The organism is Streptomyces sp. NPDC091387 (assembly GCF_044756945.1).
GTDB lineage: Bacteria > Actinomycetota > Actinomycetes > Streptomycetales > Streptomycetaceae > Streptomyces.
The window spans coordinates 16,212-35,622 of the sequence record NZ_JBIVTZ010000015.1; the positions used below are offsets into that span (position 1 = coordinate 16,212).

Below are 19,411 nucleotides of genomic sequence, written 5' to 3' on the forward strand. Positions count from 1 at the left end.
CTAACCGGCCTTCAGGCTGTGGCCGCCGAAGCCGCTGCGCCGGTCGGAGCCGCTGTTCTGGTCCTGCCACCACGCGTCGAATCCCGGCTGCTCCATGGCGGACCAGTCCGGTGTGTTCTCGACCTGCGCGCTGCCCATCCTGCGGGCGAGCGCGACCATGGCCGCCCCGACGGCGCCACGGCCGGTGTCGTACCGCTCCAGGACCTCTTTCCAGCTGTCCCCGGCCACCCAGGCGGCCTCGAGAGCGGTGGCGTCCTGGAGCGCCTTCACGCTGCCGCCGCCGATGTGCGGCCGGGCGACGCTCGCCGCGTCGCCGACGAGCGCCATCCGCCCCGAGGTGTAGTGCGGCACCTCGAGGTCGTAGATCGGCTGGATGAAGGTGGTCTCCGCGGGCGTGCGGAGCACCCGGGCCGCCCAGTACGGCGGGAAGTGCTCGGCCACCAGGGCGCGCAGACGGGCCGTGAGCTCGGCGTTCAGCCGGCCCGGCGGCAGGGAGGTCGGGGTCCGCAGGTCGGGCTGGAGGGCGTCGGTCTGCGGGGGCGCGGTGTAGAGCACCCAGTTGAGCCGGTGCCCGCCGGAGCCGTCCGGGATCCGGTAGATCATGCAGTGGCCGCCGGGAAAGACGATGTTGTGCGCGGACAGGCCGTCCAGGGGGAGGCCCTCGACGTCCGCCGAGGTACCGCGCCAGCCGATGTATCCGGCGTACTCGGCCTCGACGCCGGGGAACATGGCCTCGCGGACGACGGAGCGGTAGCCGTCGGCGCCGATCACGACGTCGAAGTGCTCCTCGTGGCCGTCGGCCAGACGGAGCGTCACACCGTCACTGTCCGGCTCCACGGCGGTGACCACGGCGCCGGACCGGTAGGTGACGTCCTCGGGCACCCGGCGGCGCAACTCGCTCCACAGGGAACCCCAGTTGTAGGCGCGGAAGGGGAACGGCTGCTCACCGACGGCCCGGCCCTGCTCCGCGTCGCCCTCGCGCACGCTCCACACCCGCCGGGTCAGCGGCGCCCAGGGCATCTCGGGGGCCACGTATCCGGCGTCCCTGAGCTCGTCGTAGCGGTCGCTCTGCAGGGCGATTCCCACTCCCCTGTCCCGGAGTTCCGCGTCGGCGCGCTCGAAGACGGTGATCCTGCCGGCTCCGCCGCGTGACGCGGCCAGGGCCGCGGCACACCCCGCTATGCTGCCGCCGACCACGGCGATGCTGCCTCCACGCATGACTGGTTCTCCACTCACTTGGCGTTCCGGTCGCCGTTCGGGGCGCTGCCGCGCCGGCGTGACCGGTCTGAAATCCACGAGCACTGAGGCTCGTTGTGCCTTTTGACCTGGGCCAGTGCACGGACGGAATCCTATCGAGGGGCTTCCGCCCGGCGAGCGGCGCACATGGTGTCGCGGGGCCGTCATAAGCGGACGGCGGACACGATCCGTTCCCTCAGCGCGATGACTTCCGCGTCGTCGGCGTACCGCCCGCACTCCCTGGACAGGGTCAGCACGTCCTCGACGGCCCGGTTCGAACGCACCCGGCCCACGGCGTCCAGGGCCCGGTGAGCCACCGTCAGGGCCTCCTCCGGGTCGCCGGTCGCCATGATGAGCGTGGCGAGTTTCGTGCCGGAGAGGGCGCGCGAGCGCACGTAGGCGTCGCTGTATCCGTCCATCGCCTTCGCGAGCCGGGCCGACGCGACGGCGGGTGACTGCCCGGACAGCAGCGCCAGGTCGAAGGCGGCGTGCCCGGTGTCGCCGTGGTGCTGCGCGTGGTCGTAGTAGCTCATCCAGTCCGCGTCCTCGTCCTCCTCTGCCAGGCCGAAGACCTCGTCGGACCGGCCGATCCGAGTTCGCCGCCGACCCGCACGCCGCGTACGCGCGGATGCGCCACACGTACGGCGCCTTCGTGCCCGTCGACCTGTCGCCCGGTGTCCCCGCAACGCTGGTGATCGGCTACTCGCAGGCGCGCAGCATCCTCAACGATCCGCTGCGCTTCCCCGCCGACCCCCGGGTGTGGGAGCAGCAGGTGCCGACGTCATGCCCGGTGCGGCCGATGATGGAGTGGCGGCCCAACGCACTGCGCAGCGGTGGCACCGAGCACTCCCGCTACCGTTCCGCCAACACCGCCGGCATCGACGCGATCGACCAGCACGAACTGCGTGCCCTGGTGGAGAAGGTCGCCGCCGACGCCGTCAGCGGCTTCGGCTCCACCGGCCGTGCCGGTCTCGCCACGCAGTACGCCTTCCCGGTCGCCTTCCGTGTCCTGAGCTCGCTGCTGGGCTGCCCCGACGAGCACGAGGCCCTGCGCTCAAGGGGACCGGCCACCCGCGTCGACATCCTCGGCGTCACCGCGTGGTCGGTCACCGACCCCGTCCTCCTCAAGGACCTCCTGACGGACCCGCGGGTATCCAAGGACGCGCACCCACTGGCCGGCCTTCGCCGACACCGTCTCCACCTGGCCGCTGGCCCTGTGGATCGCGGTGCACAACATGTTCAGCGCACGCCGCGTCCAGACCATGGAATCGACCGTAGAGGCGATCGTCACGTCCCTCCTCGACACCATCGGCTCCCGGCCGGCCGGGGAGACCGTCGATCTGCGCGAGGAGCTCGCCTATCCGCTGCCGATCGCCGTGATCGGGCGGCTCATGGGCGTCCCCGACGACCGGCGCGAGGGCTTCCGCAGCGTGGTCGACGGCGTCTTCTCCACCGCGCTCGACGCCGACGAGGCCGCCGCCAACACGGCCGCCCTGTACAAGCTGCTCGACGAGCTGATCGACACCAAGCGCGCCGGGCCGGGCGACGACATGACCTCCCTCCTCATCACCGCCCGGGACACCGAGGGCGACGGCAGCTCACTGTCCGCCGACGAACTGCGCGACACGCTCCTGCTGATGATCAGCGCCGGGTACGAGACGACGGTCAACGGGATCGACCACGGCATCACGGCCCTGCTCACGGACCCCGAGCAGCTCGCCCACATCCGCGCCGGGCGTGCCGGCTGGAGCGATGTCGTCGAGGAGACGCTGCGGCACGAGCCCGCCGTCGAGCACCTCCCGCTGCGCTACGCGCTCACGGACCTGCCACTTCCCGACGGCAAGACGATCCGGGCCGGAGAGGCGATCCTCGCGTCCTACGCCGCGGCCAACCGTCACCCCGACTGGCACGGCGAATCCGCTGACCGCTTCGATGTCACGCGGCCGTCGTCGGAGCACCTCGCCTTCGGGCACGGCGTGCACTTCTGCCTCGGCGCGCCCCTCGCCCGGCTGGAGATCTCCTCGGCGCTGCGGCTACTGTTCGAGCGCTTCCCCGACCTCGAACTCGCCGTGCCGGTGGCCGATCTGAAGCCGCTGCCCTCGCTCATCAGCAACGGACACCAGACCCTGCCCGTGCGACTGCGGCCGTCGACCGCCTGACGCCGCTGTCGTCGGCCCCGGTCGGCTGCGACGGCTCCGCGGCTACCGCCGGCCCAGCGCGGTGCGGGTGGCGTCGAGGTCGGCGGGGCGGGGGCGGTTGTGCGGCAGTACGGCGAGGACGGCGGCCATGCCACAGGTGTTGGTGAGGGCGGAGAAGACCAGGCCGCCGCCGATGGCGGCGGAGAACACGCGGGCGGGTCGGTAGCGGGTGCCGACGGCGAGGCCCAGGAGGACGAGGGACCCGGCGGCGAGGCGGACCTGGCGTTCCATGCCCCAGACGCGGGAGGCGTCCGCGGGCCGGTCGAGGGGGTGGCCCTGTTCCGCCCAGGCGGTGGTTCCGCCGGTGAGGTTCGCCGCGGGAACGCCGGCGGCGGCGAGTTCGCCGCACGCGGTGGCGGACCGGTTGCCGGAGGCGCAGACCATCAGCAGGTCCTCGCCGCGGGCAGCGGCGGCCCGCAGCTCGGGCAGTGCGGTACGCAGGTCGCCCAGGGGGATGTTGTGGGCGCCGGGCACGTGACCGGAGGCGTATTCGCCGGGGGTACGGACGTCGATGACGGTGTAGTGGCCGAGCCGGGCCGCTGCCTGCGCCGGGAGGACGGGGATGGGGGTTGTCATGCGTGGTGTTCCATTTCTGTGCGGGCCGGGGCCGGGGGCCCCGAACACGGTAGGATACCCCTAGGGGTATAAGTGGAGGAGGAAGCGTGGAGCTGGACATGGCGGCCGATGAGCTGAAGTCGGTGCTCAACCGGCTTAAGCGGGCCCAGGGTCAGATCGCCGGGATCATCAAGATGATCGAGGAGGGCCGGGACTGCGAGGACGTGATCACGCAGCTGGCCGCGGTCTCCCGCGCCCTCGACCGAGCCGGGTTCGCGATCATCGCGACGGGCCTGCAGCACTGCATGGCCGATGGCGGACAGGCGGCCGGGGACCGGGACCAGATGCGGGCCCGCCTGGAGAAGCTGTTCCTCTCCCTGGCCTGACGACCTGGCCCGACGACCTGGCCCGACGCTCCGGCCTGATGACACGGCACGGCGATCTGTCCTGACGACGACGGTGGTCAGGTCAGCGCGTCGGCGAGCATGAACCCGGCGACCGCGAGGAGCACGGCGGCGAACAGCCGCCGCAGCCCGCGCCCTGACACCTTCTCCGCCAGCCGCTTGCCGTCCCAGGCACCCAGGATCGCGGCGCCCGTGAACGGCGCTGTCACCGCCCAGTCCAGTCCCGCCGCACCGCCGGAGCGGGTGACCAGGGACGCCAGCGAGTTGACCGTGATCACCAGCAGGCTGGTTCCCACGGCGGCCTGCATCTCGAAGGCCAGGACCGTGACCAGTGCGGGAACCGCGAGGAACCCGCCGCCCACGCCGAGCAGTCCCGTCACCGCGCCGAGGCCCGCTCCGGCTCCCCCGGCCCTGAGCGGGCGCACCGCCTGCGCGTGTCCGTCGGCCGGCGGGGTGGGGCGCAGCATCTTCAGCGCCGCGAGGGCGGCGACCGCCGCGAAGGCCGCGGTGAGCACCGGCTGCGGAAGGCGGGCCGCCACCAGTCCGGCGAGCGCGGCGGGGACGATACCGGCGGCGGCGAAGGCTCCTCCCACTTTCCAGCGGACGTGTCCGGCGCGGGCGCGGGCGTACAGGGCGGTCGCGGAGGTGGCCGTGACGATGAACAGGCTCGCGGTGGTGGCCGCGGCCGGGGTGAAGCCGAGCAGATAGATCAGCGCCGGGACGGCCAGGACGCTGCCGCCTCCCCCGAGCGCGCCGAGCGCCAGACCGACCACAGCCCCGGCGAGCAGGGCCAGGATCAGCGTGCTCACGCCGCGGAACCGCCCCTGCCGCCGGCGGGGGTGACGGTCAGGCCGGCACCGCGGGCGGCGTCGAAGCCGTCGTCGACGGCGACCACGTCACGGCCTTCGGCGTCGAGCAGGGACGCGGCGATCGCGGCGCGCATCCCGCCGGCGCAGTGCACCCACACCACTCCGGCCGGGACCTCGCCGGTGCGCTCGTGCAGTTCGTGGACGGGTATGTGCACCGAACCCCGCATGTACGCGCCGGCGCGCTCGGAGTCGCGGCGCACATCCAGCACCACCACGTCGTCGCCGCGGTCGAGCGCCTGCTTCAGGGCGGCGAAGTCGGCGCGGGGGAAGGAACGCGCGTCCTCGCCCGCCCGCAGCCAGGAGGACGGCTCCCCCGTGGCGGCGGCGGCCGGCCGCTCGATGCCGACCCGGACCAGCTCCCGCTGGGCCTCGGCGAGCTGTCCGGCGGTTGCGGCGAGCAGGGTCACGGGTTTGCCCCACGGGATCAGCCAGGCGAGATAGGTGGCGAGGCCTCCCTCGGCCTCGAAGTTGAACGTCCCGGCCACATGCCCCTGCGCGAACGCGGTACGGCTGCGCAGGTCGACGACCCATTCCCCGGCGGCCAGGCGCTGCGCGATCTCCTCGGCGTCGGCGGCCCGGGGCGGGGTGAGGTCCACCGGCGCGGGGCCGTCCGCGTTGATCGGACCCATGTGCGCGTAGTAGGCGGGCACGTCCTCCAGCCCGGCGAGCATCCGCGCCACGAAGGTGCCGACGTCCTGGGTCAGGGCGTCGTTACCGGCGCGCTCCTCGCCGATGGTGGTGGCATCGCCCTCCGCCCGGGAGGCTGAGCAGAAGCTCCCGAAGCCATGGGTGGGCAGCACCTGAACGTCGTCATGGAGCTCGGCGGCCAGCCGGTGCGCGGAGGCGTGCTGGGAGCGGGCCAGCTGCTCGGTCAGCCTCGGTTCGACCAGGTCGGGACGGCCCACCGTGCCGATCAGCAGCGACCCACCGGTGAACGCGGCCACCTCCCGCCCGTCCTCGACGAGCACGTAGGCCGTGTGGTGCGGGGTGTGACCGGGAGTGGCCAGCGCCCGCAGGCTCAGGCCGGTGTCGACGACGACACTGTCACCGTCGGTGACCGGGACCCGGTCGAAGGAGACCCTGGCCGACGCGGGCACCAGATACCGTGCGCCGGTCAGCCGGGACAGCTCCAGGCCACCGGTGACGTAGTCGTTGTGTATGTGCGTCTCCACCACGTACCCGATCCGCACCCCGCGCCCGGCCGCCGCCGCCATGACTCGCTCCACATCGCGCGGCGGGTCGACGACCACCGCCGTCGCGGTGCCGCCTGCGAGATAGCTGCGGTTGCCCAGACCCTCGGTCTCCAGGGTGTCCACGAAGAACACGACCGGCTCCCTCCATAGTGATGTACCCCGGGGGGTATCTTCACTTCACTGTAACAGTGATACCCCCCGGGGTATTTCCCATGGCCTGGGCCGCCCCTGCGACGGGGCGACCCGCCCCGGAGACACCCACGCACACCAGGCCCGCCTCAGAGCACTCAGAGCACTCAGAGCACTCAGAGCACTCAGAGCATGATGAGCAGACGTGTCTGCGGCTTGAGTTTCCTGTTCACCGAACGACTCTGCACATACACCTCCAGCTTGGGATTGTTCCCCGCCTTCACCGAGACGGTTCCCCGAACACCCGTGCCGAACAGAAGACTGCGCGCCGCGTCTCCCGTATACGCGCGATCGGTGTCCTTCTCGACCACGATGACTTCCTTGTCCGGCTGAACCTGAACCCGGGTGCCCAATTGGTAGTAACAGGAACCGCGTTCGTACGTGACGCCCGGATGCGAATCGACGAAGGGGCGGATCTCCACTTCCTTGTCGACTTTCAGGAGCCGGTACTTGTCGGCCGGAATGGGTTCGAGACTGGCCCGCACCTCGTCGACCGATATGTCCTGGCCGACGGCGAACAGATTCTTCGTTCCCCGCACGCCCTGCTCGCGGCCCCGGAGGAAGCTGGTGGCGGCGGCGCGCACGGTGCCGATCGCCTCCTCGACACCCTCCTGGGAGTCCGCGTCCCAGATGGCGATGTTCCCGGCCGGGAAGCCGTAGTTCTGGGCGGTGCGCTTCGCCAGGGAGTTCGGAACGAGGATCGCGGACGTCCAGTGGCCCGGGAGCCCGCCCATCTTCCCGGCGATCCTGTCGAGCCAGGGGCCGAGGATCGACATGTCGCCGTCGTGCCGCCGGTCGCCGCCGGAGGCGTTCTCCTCGCCGTCCGTCACCACGATCTGAAGGAAGCTGTGCTCGCCGTACTCCTCCCAGATATGGCCCAGATCGTCCAGGGACTTCAGCGAAGCCTCTATGAGCGCCGTCGCACCGTTGTTGACCCGGTACAGCCCCCGCATGGACGGCAGATGCTTCACGTCCATGTCCCAGACCAGGTTCTCCACCCTGTGGTCAAAGGAATAGAGACTGATCCGGGTCTCATGACCGAGGCTGTCCGACTCGGCCTTCAGACCCGCCACGAACTCATCGACCACGCGGATGAGCTGTTCCTGATGCGGGCGCATGGAACCCGAACAGTCCACTACCAGCGCGACGTGATTCACCTTGTGCTGGATCTTGTTGGCGGACATGATTCTGCTCCTTCTCCGAAGGCTCCCCGGGTGATGTCTGAACTCTATGGGGAGCCACTGACAACGGAGTTGGACACCGAATCCGCCGGCCCGTCCCCCATGGGAAAGGCCCCACCCGCGCAGCGGTGGGGCCCCTCCCGACGTTCGACGGCCTGGCGGCCGGTGCTTCAGTCCTCGCCCTCCAGGTCGCCTTCCGTCTCCAGGAAGACCTGTCGCAGCGCGGCGAGGACCGTCGGATCGGGCTTCTCCCACATGCCGCGGGACTCGGCCTCCAGGAGGCGTTCCGCGATGCCGTGGAGGGCCCAGGGGTTGGCCCGCTGGAGGAACTCGCGGTTCTCCGGGTCCAGGACGTACGTCTCGGTGAGCTTGTCGTACATCCAGTCGGCGACCACACCGGTCGTGGCGTCGTAGCCGAAGAGGTAGTCGACGGTGGCGGCCAGTTCGAAGGCGCCCTTGTAGCCGTGGCGGCGCATCGCCTCGATCCACTTGGGGTTGACGACCCGGGCGCGGAAGACGCGCGAGGTCTCCTCGACCAGGGTGCGCGTACGGACGGTCTCCGGCCGCGTGGAGTCACCGATGTACGCCTCCGGGGCAGTGCCCTTGAGCGCGCGCACCGTGGCGACCATGCCGCCGTGGTACTGGAAGTAGTCGTCGGAGTCGGCGATGTCGTGTTCGCGGGTGTCGGTGTTCTTGGCCGCGACCTCGATGCGCTTGTACGCCGTCTCCATCTCCTCGCGGGCCGGGCGCCCGTCGAGTTCGCGGCCGTACGCGTAGCCGCCCCAGACGGTGTAGACCTCCGCGAGGTCGGCGTCCGTGCGCCAGTCCCTGGAGTCGATGAGCTGGAGCAGGCCGGCGCCGTACGTACCGGGCCGGGAGCCGAAGATACGGGTGGTGGCGCGGCGTTCGTCGCCGTGGACGGCCAGGTCCGCCTGGGTGTGGGCGCGTACGTGGTTCTGCTCGTCGGGTTCCTCCAGCGAGGCCGCGAGGCGGACCGCGTCGTCCAGGAGCCCGATGGTGTGCGGGAACGCGTCCCGGAAGAAGCCGCTGATGCGGAGGGTGACGTCGATGCGCGGGCGGCCGAGTTCGGCCGCCGGAATCGCCTCCAGGCCCGTGACGCGTCGTGACGCGTCGTCCCAGACCGGGCGGACGCCCAGCAGGGCGAAGGCCTCCGCGACATCGTCGCCCGCGGTACGCATCGCGCTCGTGCCCCACAGGGACAGGCCGACCGAGGTGGGCCAGTCGCCGTTGTCGGCGCGGTAGCGGTCCAGGAGGGAGTCGGCCAGGGCCTGACCGGTCTCCCAGGCGAGGCGGGAAGGCACTGCCTTGGGGTCGACGGAGTAGAAGTTGCGGCCGGTCGGCAGGACGTTGACCAGGCCCCGGAGCGGGGATCCCGAGGGGCCGGCGGGGACGAACCCGCCGTTCAACGCGTGCACGGTGTGGTCGAGTTCGTCGGTGGTGGCCGCCAGCCGCGGCACGACCTCGTTGGCCGCGAATTCCAGGATGTCCGCGACGGACCGCGGATGCCCGGCGGCGACCTCGGTCACGGCGTCCGGCGCCCAGTGCGCGTCCTCCATCGCCTGGACCAGGGCCCGTGCCTGCTCCTCGACCTCGTCGGCGGTGGTGCGGGTGGCCGCCGACTCGTCGAGGCCTAGTGCCTCGCGCAGGCCGGGCAGGGACGTGGTGCCACCCCAGATCTGGCGGGCGCGCAGGATCGCCAGGACCAGGTTGACGCGGGCGGCGCCGTCGGGCGCGCCGCCCAGGACGTGCAGGCCGTCGCGGATCTGCGCGTCCTTGATCTCACAGAGCCAGCCGTCGAGATGCATGATGAACTCGTCGAAGCCCTCGTCCTGCGGGCGGTCTTCGAGCCCCAGGTCGTGGTCGAGCTTCGCGGCCTGGATCAGGGTCCAGATCTGGGCCCTGATCGCCGGGAGCTTCGCCGGGTCCATCGCCGCGATCTGGGCGTGCTCGTCGAGGAGTTGCTCCAGCCGGGCGATGTCGCCGTAGCTCTCGGCGCGGGCCATCGGCGGTACGAGGTGGTCCACGAGCGTGGCGTGGACGCGGCGTTTGGCCTGGGTTCCCTCGCCCGGGTCGTTGACCAGGAACGGGTAGACCAGGGGGAGATCGCCCAGAGCCGCGTCGGGGCCGCACGCGGCGGACAGGCCGGCGTTCTTCCCCGGCAGCCATTCCAGGTTGCCGTGCTTGCCGAGGTGGACCATCGCGTCGGCGCCGAAGCCGTTGTCGTCGGCGGAGGCGGCGATCCAGCGGTAGGCCGCCAGGTAGTGGTGCGAGGGCGGCAGGTCGGGGTCGTGGTAGATGGCGATCGGGTTCTCACCGAAGCCGCGCGGCGGCTGGATGAGGATGAGCAGATTGCCCCGGCGCAGGGCGGCCAGGACGATGTCGCCCTCGGGGTTGCGCGAGCGGTCCAGGAACATCTCGCCCGGAGCCGGGCCCCAGTGCTGCTCGACGGCCTCGCGGAGTTCGGCCGGCAGCGTCGCGTACCAGCGGCGGTAGTCGGCCGCCGGGATACGGACCGGGTTGCGGGCCAGCTGCTCCTCCGTGAGCCACTCCTGGTCGTGGCCGCCGGCCTCGATCAGCGCGTAGATCAGCTCGTCACCGTCGCCGGAGGCGAGGCCCGGCACCTCCTCGTCACCGAAGTCGTAGCCCTCGGTACGGAGCCGGCGCAGCAGGGCGACGGCGCTCGCGGGGGTGTCGAGCCCGACCGCGTTGCCGATCCGGGAGTGCTTGGTCGGGTACGCGGACAGCACGAGCGCGAGGCGCTTCTCGGCGTTCGGGATGTGGCGGAGCCGGGCGTGGCGTACGGCGATCCCGGCGACCCGGGCGGCGCGCTCGGGGTCGGCGACGTACGCCGGGAGGCCGTCCTCGTCGATCTCCTTGAACGAGAACGGGACGGTGATCAGGCGGCCGTCGAACTCGGGGACCGCGATCTGGCTCGCGGCGTCCAGCGGCGAGACGCCCTCGTCGTTGTCCTCCCAGTCGGTCCGCGAACTGGTGAGGCAGAGCGCCTGGAGGATGGGCACGTCGAGGCCGGTGAGGGCCCCGGCGTCCCAGGACTCGTCGTCACCGCCGGCCGACGCCTCCGCGGGCCGGGTGCCGCCCGCCGCGAGCACGGTGGTCACGATCGCGTCGGCGTCCCGCAGCGCGTCGACGAGCTCGGTCTCGGGCGTGCGCAGTGAGGCGACGAACAGCGGCAGGGCGCGGGCGCCCGTGTCCTCGACGGCACGGCACAGGGTCTCGATGAACGCGGTGTTGCCGCTCATGTGGTGGGCGCGGTAGTAGAGCACCGCGATGGTGGGGCCGTCCGTCGCACGGGGGGTGCGCTCCAGCGGGCCCCAGGAGGGCGCGGGGGCGGGCGGTTCGAAGCCGTGGCCGGTGAGCAGCACGGTGTCGGACAGGAAGCGGGCGAGCTGCTCCAGGTTGGCGGGGCCGCCGTGCGCCAGGTAGGCGTGGGCCTCCGCGGCGATGCCGATGGGGACGGTGGAGGCGGCCATCAGCTGGGCGTCGGGGGCCTGTTCCCCGGTGAGGACGACGACCGGGCGTCCGGTGGCGAGGACGTGGTCGAGGCCGTCCTGCCAGGCACGGACGCCGCCGAGGAGACGTACGACGACCAGTTCGGTGCCCTCCAGAAGCTGCGGAAGGTCCTGGAGCGGGAGCCGGGAGGGGTTCGCGTAGCGGTAGGTGACCGGGCCGTTGGCTGCCCTGGCGCTGAGCAGGTCGGTGTCGGACGTCGACAGGAGCAGGATCATGCGGCGTCTGGCCTTCCTCGGGGTATCCACGCCCCGGGCGGTGTCGGAATGGGACTCCCCTGCCCGGCCGGAGCCGGGTGGACGGGGAAGGGAGTTCCTGACTCACCCGGTCGGTGCGACCGGATTCACAGTGGCGGGACCGCGCCGGAATCGCACCGGGCTTCCTCCCCTGTCGCCGTCTGTGGCGACGACGGGCCGGACAGCCCGTCGCTAGGCATAGTAAGGGGCACCTATCAACTGGGGCTCATACGGATCTGATGAGATGGTCGGTATGCTCGCCGCCATGCCCCCACCTGCCATCCTTCCCGCGCGCACAGGAGACGCTTCTCCCCGTGCCCGTGGCGACGCCTGCCCCGGGACGCTGCGGCTGCACCGGGCGGACGACGGTGCGCTGGCCCGCGTCCGGATCCCCGGTGGCGTGCTGAGCGCGGCGCAGGCCGATGTGCTGGGGGAGTTGGCGGAGCGGCTGGGCGACGGTGAGTTGCATCTCACTTCGCGCGGCAACGTGCAGCTGCGCGGCCTGGGCCCGGACTGCGGCGGCGAACTGGCCTCCGGGATGGCCGAGTCGGGGCTGCTGCCCTCCGAGCGCCACGAGCGCGTCCGCAACATCGTGGCGTCCCCGCTCTCCGGTCTCGACGGCCGGGGCGAGCGGGACGTCCGGCCGTGGCTGTCCGCGGTGGACGAGCTGCTGTGCGCGAGTGACGCGGCGGCCGGTCTGTCGGGGCGGTTCCTGTTCGCCCTCGACGACGGACGCGGCGACGTGGACGCGCTGGGCGCCGACGTGACCCTGCTGGCGCGGAGCGACGGCGGGGCGACTCTGCGGGTCGGCTCCGCGGAGAGCGCGGTACGGATACCCGGCGCACGGGCGCCGCGGGCCGCCCTGATCGCCGCAGAGGCCTTCCTCGACGCCGCGGCCGGCTCCGGTGCCTGGCGGGTGGCGGATCTGCCCGGGGGCGGCGAGCCGCTCCTCGACGAGATTGTACGGCGGCTGCGGCAGGCCGGAATCAGCTCCGGACCCACCGCCGTCCCCGCCCGCCCGGAGAAATCCGCGCCCCCTGATCCCGGCATCGTGACCGGCCCGCACGGCACCGTCGCGCTGTCCGTCGGCGTGCCCCTCGGGCGTATCGGCGCCCACCAGTGGCAGGCGCTGACCGGCACCGCCAGGCACCGCGGGAACGGCGAACTGCGGCTGACCCCGTGGCGCGGCGTCGTCGTACCCGGGCTGGAACGGGGGCGGGCCGCGGCGGCGCTGGACCGGCTGGGGGCCGCCGGACTGGTCATCGGGCCCCACTCCCCCTGGACCGGGGTGGGTGCCTGCATCGGGCGTCCCGGCTGCGCCAGGTCCCTGGCCGATGTGCGGGCCGAGGCCGCTGCGACCGTGGGACCCCCCGGCGCACTCCCGGTGTACTGGTCGGGGTGCGAACGCCGCTGCGGTCATCCGCGCGGCGAGTGGGTCGACGTCGTCGCCACCCCGGACGGCTACCGGGTCCGCACGGTGCGCGGCGAGGAGCGGGGCTCCCCGCTGTCCGTCCCCGCCGGTCCCCCGGCGCTCGCGGCCGCCGTGACGGCGGCCCGGGGCACCGTCGGCTGACACCGGCCCGCCCCGCACCGCGACACCGCGGCACCTGTACGTTCCACGCCCGGGGCCCTTCCCCGCCCCATGCCCCATGGCCCCTTCCCCGCCCGATGAAGAGAGCGACAGCACTGTGCACCAGTACGAGAAGGACGGACCGGCCATCTATCGCCAGTCCTTCGCCACGATCCGCGCGGAGGCGGACCTGTCCGGCCTGCCCGCCGATGTGAGCCAGGTCGCGGTCCGGATGATCCATGCCTGCGGCATGGTCGACCTCGTACGCGACCTCGCCTTCAGCCCGGACGTGGTGGCCCGTGCCCGCGAGGCGCTGCGGGCGGGCGCCCCCATCCTGTGCGACGTGGCCATGGTCGCCAGCGGTGTCACCCGCAAGCGGCTGCCCGCGGACAACGAGGTGGTGTGCACCCTGTCCGACCCGTCGGTGCCCGCTCTCGCGGCGGAACTCGGCACCACCCGCAGCGCGGCCGCCCTGGAGCTGTGGCGCGACCGGCTGGACGGTGCGGTCGTCGCCGTCGGCAACGCGCCCACCGCCCTGTTCCGGCTGCTCGAACTCATCGAGGAGGGCGCACCGCGCCCCGCCGCCGTCATCGGGGTCCCGGTCGGTTTCATCGGCGCCGCCGAGTCCAAGGACGCCCTGGCCGCGCACCCGTCCGGCCTCGACCACCTGATCGTGCGCGGCCGGCGCGGCGGCAGCGCCATGGCGGCCGCCGCCCTCAACGCCATCGCCAGCGAGGAGGAGTAAGCGTGAGCGAGCAGAGGAACGGCCGGCTGTACGGGGTCGGGCTCGGCCCCGGCGATCCGGCCCTGATGACCGTACGCGCCGTGGCCGTCATCGCCGAAGCGGATGTCGTCGCCTATCACAGCGCCCGGCACGGACGGTCCATCGCCCGGTCGATCGCGGCCGCGCACATCCGCGCCGACCACATCGAGGAGGCCCTGGTCTACCCCGTCACGACGGAGACCACGGACCACCCGGGCGGCTACCGGGGTGCGATGGAGGACTTCTACACCGAGGCGGCGGCCCGCCTGGCGGTGCACCTGGACGCGGGGCGCACGGTCGCGGTGCTCGCCGAGGGCGACCCGCTCTTCTACGGCTCGTACATGCACATGCACAAGCGCCTCGCCGACCGCTACCCGACCGAGGTGATCCCCGGAGTCACCTCGGTCAGCGCCGCGGCCGCCCGGCTCGGCACCCCGCTCGCCGAGGGCGAGGAGGTACTGACGATCCTGCCCGGCACCCTGCCGGAGGAGGAGCTCACCGCCCGGCTCGCCGCCACCGACGCCGCGGTGGTGATGAAGCTGGGCCGCACCTTCCCCGCCGTCCGCCGCGCCTTCGAGGCGTCGGGGCGGCTGCCGGAGGCCCACTACGTGGAACGCGCCACGATGGCCGGGGAGCGCACGGGCGAGCTGGCCGGGATCGACGCCGACTCCGTGCCGTACTTCGCGGTCGCGGTCCTGCCCAGCAGGATCGACGCCCCCCGCCCGGAACGCACCCCGGGCGGCGGTGAGGTCGCCGTGGTCGGCACCGGACCCGCCGGACCGCTGTGGCTCACGCCCGAGACCCGCGGGGTGCTGGCCGCCGCCGACGACGTGGTCGGCTACACCACCTATCTGGAGCGGGTGCCGGTCCGCCCCGGGCAGCTGCGGCACGGCTCGGACAACAAGGTCGAGTCCGAACGCGCCGAGTTCGCCCTGGACCTGGCGCGTCGCGGACGGCGCGTGGCCGTGGTGTCCGGCGGTGACCCAGGGGTCTTCGCCATGGCGACGGCCGTCCTGGAGGCGGCCTCCCAGGAGCAGTACGCGGACGTGCCGGTGCGGGTGCTGCCGGGTGTGACGGCGGCCAACGCGGCCGCCGCCCGCGCCGGAGCGCCGCTGGGCCACGACTACGCCACGCTCTCGCTCTCGGACCGGCTCAAGCCGTGGGAGGTCATCGCGGAACGGCTGCGCGCGGCGGCCTCCGCGGACCTGGTGCTCGCGCTGTACAACCCCGGCTCCCGCAGCCGGACCTGGCAGGTCGGCAAGGCCCGCGACCTGCTGCTGGAGCACCGGTCGCCGGACACGCCCGTGGTCCTCGGCCGGGACGTCGGCGGACCGGCCGAGAGCGTACGCACGGTACGGCTGGCAGATCTCGACCCGGCCGAGGTCGACATGCGCACGATCCTGATCGTCGGGTCCTCGCAGACGCGCTGGGTGCGGCGTGGTGACGGGCGGCAGATCGTCTGGACGCCGCGCCGCTACCCGGAGGCCTGAGCCCCGGGCCCCCCGCGCAGCCAGGCGAGGGCCAGGTCGGGGGTGGCGGCCACCGCGACGCCCTCGGGAACCGGTGGGCGGCGCACCACGATCACCGCAATCCCCGCTTCGCGGGCGGCGGCGAGCTTGGGCGCGGTGGCGGCGCCGCCGCTGTCCTTCGTGACGAGGACGTCGATACGGTGCCGGCGGATCAGCTCCCGCTCCCCGTCGAGGCTGAACGGGCCCCGGTCGAGGAGCACCTCCATCCGGGCCGGGTGCGGGGGTTCGGGGGCGTCCACCGAGCGCATCAGGAACCACAGTCCGTCCAGCTCCGCGAAGGCGGCCAGTCCCATGCGTCCCGTGGTGAGGAACACGCGCCGCCCCAGCGCGGGCAGCGTCCGCGCCGCCTCGGCCAGGGAGCCGACCGGGTGCCAGTCGTCGCCGGTGCCGGGCATCCAGCCGGGCCGGCGCAGGGCCAGCAGGGGAACATGGGCAGTCGCGGCGGCTGCCGCCGCGTTGAAACTGATCGTCCCGGCGAAAGGATGGGTGGCATCGATGAGCGCGTCCACCTGGTGCGTGCGCAGCCACGCGGCAAGGCCGTCGGCTCCGCCGAATCCGCCGACGCGCACCTCGCCCGGCGGGAGCCTCGGACTGGCCACCCGCCCTGCGAGCGAGCTGGTCACCCGGGCTCCCTCCGGCAGGGCCGCCGTCAGGAGCTCGGCGAGGCGGCGGGCCTCCGTGGTCCCGCCGAGTACGAGTACGTGCATGGGGTCCATCCGTGAGTGAGGCGAAGGGCGGGCGCGGCGCCCAACTCAAACACACCGGTCTGCGGCCCGGCTGGACGACCGGTGCCTGTGCGACCGCGGCGGCCACGGCCGCGTACACCGCCCTGCTGACCGGGGACTTCCCCGACCCGGTCACCATCACCCTGCCCCGGGGCCAGACCCCGGCCTTCGCGCTGGCGGTGGAGGAGCTGGCCGGGGGGCGGGCGACGGCCGGGGTGGTCAAGGACGCCGGGGACGACCCGGACGTCACCCACGGCGCTCTCGTACGGGTCACCGTCAGAAGGCTGCCGACGGGCTCGGGCGTGGTGTTCAGGGCCGGGCCCGGCGTGGGCACGGTCACCCTGCCCGGCCTGCCGCTCGACGTGGGCGAGCCCGCCATCAACCCCGTGCCCCGCCGGATGATCCGCGACCACCTCGCGGGGGTCGCCGCGGCACACCGGGGTTCGGGGGACGTCGAGGTCACCGTCTCCGTCGACCACGGCGAGGAGATCGCCCGCTCGACCTGGAATCCGCGGCTGGGCATCCTGGGCGGGCTGTCGATCCTGGGGACGACCGGCGTCGTGGTGCCGTACTCCTGCTCGGCGTGGATCGACTCGATCCGGCGCGGCGTGGACGTGGCCCGTGCGGCCGGACGCACCCATGTGGCGGGCTGCACGGGTTCCACCTCGGAGAGGACCGTCGTGGCGGAGTACGGGCTGCCGGAGATCGCGCTGCTGGACATGGGCGACTTCGCGGGCGCCGTGCTGAAGTACGTACGCCGTCATCCGGTGGAACGGCTGACCGTCTGCGGCGGGTTCGCGAAGCTGTCGAAGCTCGCCGCCGGCCACCTCGACCTGCACTCGGCCCGTTCCCAGGTCGACAAGCCGTTCCTGGCCGGACTGGCCCGGCGGGGCGGCGCGGACGAGGCCCTGGCCGCCGAGGTGGCCGGCGCGAACACGGGCCTCGCGGCGCTCCAGGCGTGCCAGGCACGGAACGTCCCCCTCGGGGACCTGGTGGCCGTGGCCGCGCGGGACGAGGCGCTGGCCGTGCTGCGCGGGGCGCCGGTCGCCGTCGACGTCATCTGCATCGACCGGGCGGGCACGGTCGTCGGGCGCAGCAGCGTCCGCTGACCGGCCGGCCGCCGGGTGGCGGGCGCCGTCAGCAGGTGTGCCGGTCGCGTCCGGGCGAGTAGAGGTGGCTGTCGCGGAACTGATCGGCGCCGAGTGTGCGGCCGACCATGATGACGGCGGTGCGGATCACGCCCGCCGCCTTCACCTGCTCGGCGATGCCGTCGAGCGATCCGCGCAGGATGAGCTCGTCGGGGCGGGAGGCGAGCGCGACGACGGCGGCCGGGCAGTCGGCCCCGTAGTGCGGCAGCAGTTCCTCGACGACCCGGTCCACGTACCTGGCGGCGAGGTGCAGGACGATCAGGGCCCCGCTGCGGCCCAGTGTCGCCAGGTCCTCGCCCTCGGGCATCGCCGTGGCGCGGTTGGCCACCCGGGTGAGGATGACGGTCTGGCCGACCGTGGGCACGGTCAGCTCCCGCTTGAGTGCGGCCGCGGCGGCCGCGAACGCGGGCACGCCGGGGACCACTTCGTAGGGCACGTCCGCCTCGTCGAGGCGCCGCATCTGTTCGTTGACCGCGCTGAACACCGCGGGGTCGCCCGAGTGCAGCCGCGCGACGTCGTGACCGGCCCGGTGCGCGTCCGTCAGCTCCGCCGTGATCCGGTCGATGTCGAGCTGCGCGGTATCGATCAGCCTGGCGTCCGGGGGGCATTCGGCGAGGAGTTCGGGGGGCACCAGGCTGCCCGCGTACAGGCACACCCCGCAGGTGGCGAGCAGGCGCGCGCCCCGCACGGTGATGAGGTCGGCCGCGCCCGGACCCGCGCCGATGAAGTACACGGTCATCTGTTGTCTCCTGATTGTTCTGCGCGGGCTTCCACTGGGAGCCCCGCGGTCGGGCCGGTCGAGGGCTTGCGTACCGACCACTGGGTGACCGGCATCGCCTGCCGCCAGCCGGTGAAGCCGCCGACGGGCACGGCGTGCGCGACGGCGAGGCGGACCAGCTCACCGCCGTGCCGGCGGTACTGCTCGGTGAGGAGCGCCTCGGACTCCAGCGTGACGGTGTTGGCGACCAGGCGGCCGCCGGCCGGGAGCGCTTCCCAGCACGCGTCGAGGAGGCCGGGCACGGTCAGCCCGCCACCGATGAACACGGCGTCGGGCGTGGGGAGTCCGGCCAGGCCGGCGGGGGCCCGGCCGGTGACCACGCGCAGGCCGGGCACACCGAGGTGTTCGGCGTTGCGTGTGATGCGCTCGGCCCGTACGGCGTCGCGCTCCACGCTGATCGCCCGGCACGAGGGGTGGGCGCGCATCCACTCGACCGCGATGGACCCCGAGCCGCCGCCGACGTCCCAGAGCAGCTCGCCCGGGGCCGGTGCGAGCACGCCGAGAGTCGCGGCCCGGATGTGGCGCTTGGTGAGCTGGCCGTCGTGTGCGTACGCCTCGTCGGGCAGGCCGGGGACGGCGCCGAGGCGCGGGGTGCCGGGGGCGCTGCGGCATTCGACCGCGATGACGTTCAGCGGGTCGCCGGGCGGGTGCGCCCAGGTGTCCGCGGTGCCGTCGGTGCTCGCTTCGTTCTCGCCACCGAGCTGTTCCAGGACGCGGAGATGGCTCGGTCCGAAGCCGTGTTCGCGCAGCAGCGCGGCGACCACGGCGGGGGTGCCGGCGTCCGCGCTGAGGACCAGCAGCCGTCGGCCGTCGTGCAGGGCGGCGGCCAGCCGGGCGGCGGGCCGCCCGACCAGAGTGATGACCTCGGTGTCCTCAAGGGGCCAGCCGACGCGGGCGCAGGCGTAGGACACGGACGAGGGGTGCGGCAGGACGCGCAGACCGTCGGCGCCGAGCACTTCGGTGAGGGCCCGGCCGATGCCGTAGAACATCGGGTCGCCGCTGGCCAGTACGGCGATCCGGTTCCCCGCGTGCGCGGCGAGCAGGCCGGGTACCGCGGGTCGCAGCGGCGAGGGCCAGGCCACGCGCCGTCCCGCGCACTCCGGCGGGAGCAGGCCCAGCTGGCGCTCGGCGCCGATCAGGACCTGTGCGCCGATGAGCGCCGCGCGTGCCGTGTCGGGGAGGCCGGACCACCCGTCGGCTCCGATTCCCACGACGCTCACTGCAGGTGGAACGGGGTGTGCGGCGGGTTCGGGAGTCACGGACGATACCTCGGTGTTCGGAGGGCTGG

General features: G+C 73.1%; 15 protein-coding genes, 2 pseudogenes and 1 riboswitch. Of the genes and pseudogenes, 7 read left to right on the top strand and 10 right to left on the bottom strand.

Annotated elements, in window-relative coordinates; translation table 11 throughout:
* Together ACIQM0_RS28395 and ACIQM0_RS28400 are read right to left on the bottom strand one after the other, a co-directional pair.
* Positions 1–1,218 (bottom strand): FAD-dependent monooxygenase, encoded by a 1,218-nt coding sequence (locus ACIQM0_RS28395; RefSeq protein ID WP_401291900.1) that lies wholly within the window; start codon positions 1,216–1,218, stop codon positions 1–3.
* 182 nt (positions 1,219–1,400) lie between these two features.
* Entirely contained in the window at positions 1,401–1,769 is a 369-nt protein-coding gene (locus ACIQM0_RS28400; RefSeq protein WP_401291903.1) for a hypothetical protein, read from the bottom strand.
* A gap of 23 nt (positions 1,770–1,792) precedes the next feature.
* Between ACIQM0_RS28400 and ACIQM0_RS28405 the strand changes: the two are divergent.
* Together ACIQM0_RS28405 and ACIQM0_RS28410 are read left to right on the top strand one after the other, a co-directional pair.
* Positions 1,793–2,275 (top strand): annotated as a pseudogene (locus ACIQM0_RS28405) (cytochrome P450); the annotation flags it as partial.
* Positions 2,255–3,395: pseudogene (locus ACIQM0_RS28410) on the top strand (cytochrome P450). The pseudogenes ACIQM0_RS28405 and ACIQM0_RS28410, both read left to right, overlap by 21 nt.
* Positions 3,396–3,437: 42 nt before the next feature.
* Here the strand turns inward: ACIQM0_RS28410 and ACIQM0_RS28415 are convergent.
* A complete protein-coding gene (locus ACIQM0_RS28415; RefSeq protein ID WP_401291906.1) occupies positions 3,438–4,010 on the bottom strand; it encodes a rhodanese-like domain-containing protein in 573 nt (190 codons plus the stop codon).
* 86 nt (positions 4,011–4,096) lie between these two features.
* On the opposite strand from ACIQM0_RS28415, the gene ACIQM0_RS28420 reads away from it, so the two are divergent.
* Positions 4,097–4,375, top strand: coding sequence for a metal-sensitive transcriptional regulator (locus tag ACIQM0_RS28420; protein ID WP_363030934.1), 279 nt, complete (start codon positions 4,097–4,099; stop codon positions 4,373–4,375).
* A 77-nt stretch (positions 4,376–4,452) separates the two neighbouring features.
* Here ACIQM0_RS28420 and ACIQM0_RS28425 read toward each other — a convergent pair whose 3' ends face one another.
* The 4 genes from ACIQM0_RS28425 to cobN form a co-directional block, all read right to left on the bottom strand.
* On the bottom strand, positions 4,453–5,202 hold the full coding sequence (locus ACIQM0_RS28425; RefSeq protein WP_401291909.1) for a sulfite exporter TauE/SafE family protein: 750 nt from the start codon (positions 5,200–5,202) through the stop codon (positions 4,453–4,455).
* Positions 5,199–6,587, bottom strand: a complete 1,389-nt coding sequence (locus ACIQM0_RS28430; protein WP_401291912.1) for a rhodanese-like domain-containing protein — start codon at positions 6,585–6,587, stop codon at positions 5,199–5,201. Before ACIQM0_RS28430 ends, ACIQM0_RS28425 begins: the two co-directional genes overlap by 4 nt.
* Positions 6,588–6,769: 182 nt before the next feature.
* On the bottom strand, positions 6,770–7,828 hold the full coding sequence (locus tag ACIQM0_RS28435) for a VWA domain-containing protein (protein WP_385035754.1): 1,059 nt from the start codon (positions 7,826–7,828) through the stop codon (positions 6,770–6,772).
* Between the two features lie 167 nt (positions 7,829–7,995).
* Positions 7,996–11,592, bottom strand: coding sequence for a cobaltochelatase subunit CobN (cobN, locus tag ACIQM0_RS28440; protein ID WP_401291916.1), 3,597 nt, complete (start codon positions 11,590–11,592; stop codon positions 7,996–7,998).
* A 71-nt stretch (positions 11,593–11,663) separates the two neighbouring features.
* A riboswitch (cobalamin riboswitch) is annotated at positions 11,664–11,816 on the bottom strand.
* Positions 11,817–11,863: 47 nt separating this feature from the next.
* Between cobN and cobG the strand changes: the two genes are divergently transcribed.
* From cobG to ACIQM0_RS28455, 3 genes are all read left to right on the top strand, one after another.
* Positions 11,864–13,183: a precorrin-3B synthase gene (gene cobG / locus ACIQM0_RS28445; protein ID WP_401291919.1), complete on the top strand. Its 1,320-nt coding sequence runs from the start codon at positions 11,864–11,866 to the stop codon at positions 13,181–13,183.
* A 115-nt stretch (positions 13,184–13,298) separates the two neighbouring features.
* Positions 13,299–13,925, top strand: coding sequence for a precorrin-8X methylmutase (locus ACIQM0_RS28450; RefSeq protein WP_363030929.1), 627 nt, complete (start codon positions 13,299–13,301; stop codon positions 13,923–13,925).
* A 2-nt stretch (positions 13,926–13,927) separates the two neighbouring features.
* On the top strand, positions 13,928–15,433 hold the full coding sequence (locus ACIQM0_RS28455) for a precorrin-2 C(20)-methyltransferase (RefSeq protein WP_401291922.1): 1,506 nt from the start codon (positions 13,928–13,930) through the stop codon (positions 15,431–15,433).
* Here ACIQM0_RS28455 and ACIQM0_RS28460 read toward each other — a convergent pair.
* The gene (locus ACIQM0_RS28460) at positions 15,418–16,179 is read right to left on the bottom strand and encodes a cobalt-precorrin-6A reductase (RefSeq protein ID WP_401291925.1); all 762 of its coding nucleotides are present in this window, start codon (positions 16,177–16,179) and stop codon (positions 15,418–15,420) included. The two genes, ACIQM0_RS28455 and ACIQM0_RS28460, sit on opposite strands and share 16 nt — an antisense overlap.
* An 11-nt stretch (positions 16,180–16,190) precedes the next feature.
* Here ACIQM0_RS28460 and ACIQM0_RS28465 point away from each other — a divergent pair, with 11 nt between their 5' ends.
* Complete coding sequence (locus tag ACIQM0_RS28465; RefSeq protein WP_401291928.1) at positions 16,191–17,306, top strand: cobalt-precorrin-5B (C(1))-methyltransferase; 1,116 nt, start codon at positions 16,191–16,193, stop codon at positions 17,304–17,306.
* A gap of 28 nt (positions 17,307–17,334) precedes the next feature.
* On the opposite strand, the gene cobM is transcribed toward ACIQM0_RS28465, so the two are convergent.
* The gene (gene cobM / locus ACIQM0_RS28470) at positions 17,335–18,084 is read right to left on the bottom strand and encodes a precorrin-4 C(11)-methyltransferase (RefSeq protein WP_401291930.1); all 750 of its coding nucleotides are present in this window, start codon (positions 18,082–18,084) and stop codon (positions 17,335–17,337) included.
* A complete protein-coding gene (gene cbiE, locus ACIQM0_RS28475; protein ID WP_401291932.1) occupies positions 18,081–19,343 on the bottom strand; it encodes a precorrin-6y C5,15-methyltransferase (decarboxylating) subunit CbiE in 1,263 nt (420 codons plus the stop codon). The genes cobM and cbiE overlap by 4 nt, the downstream gene beginning before the upstream one ends.
* Positions 19,344–19,411: the final 68 nt, after the last annotated feature.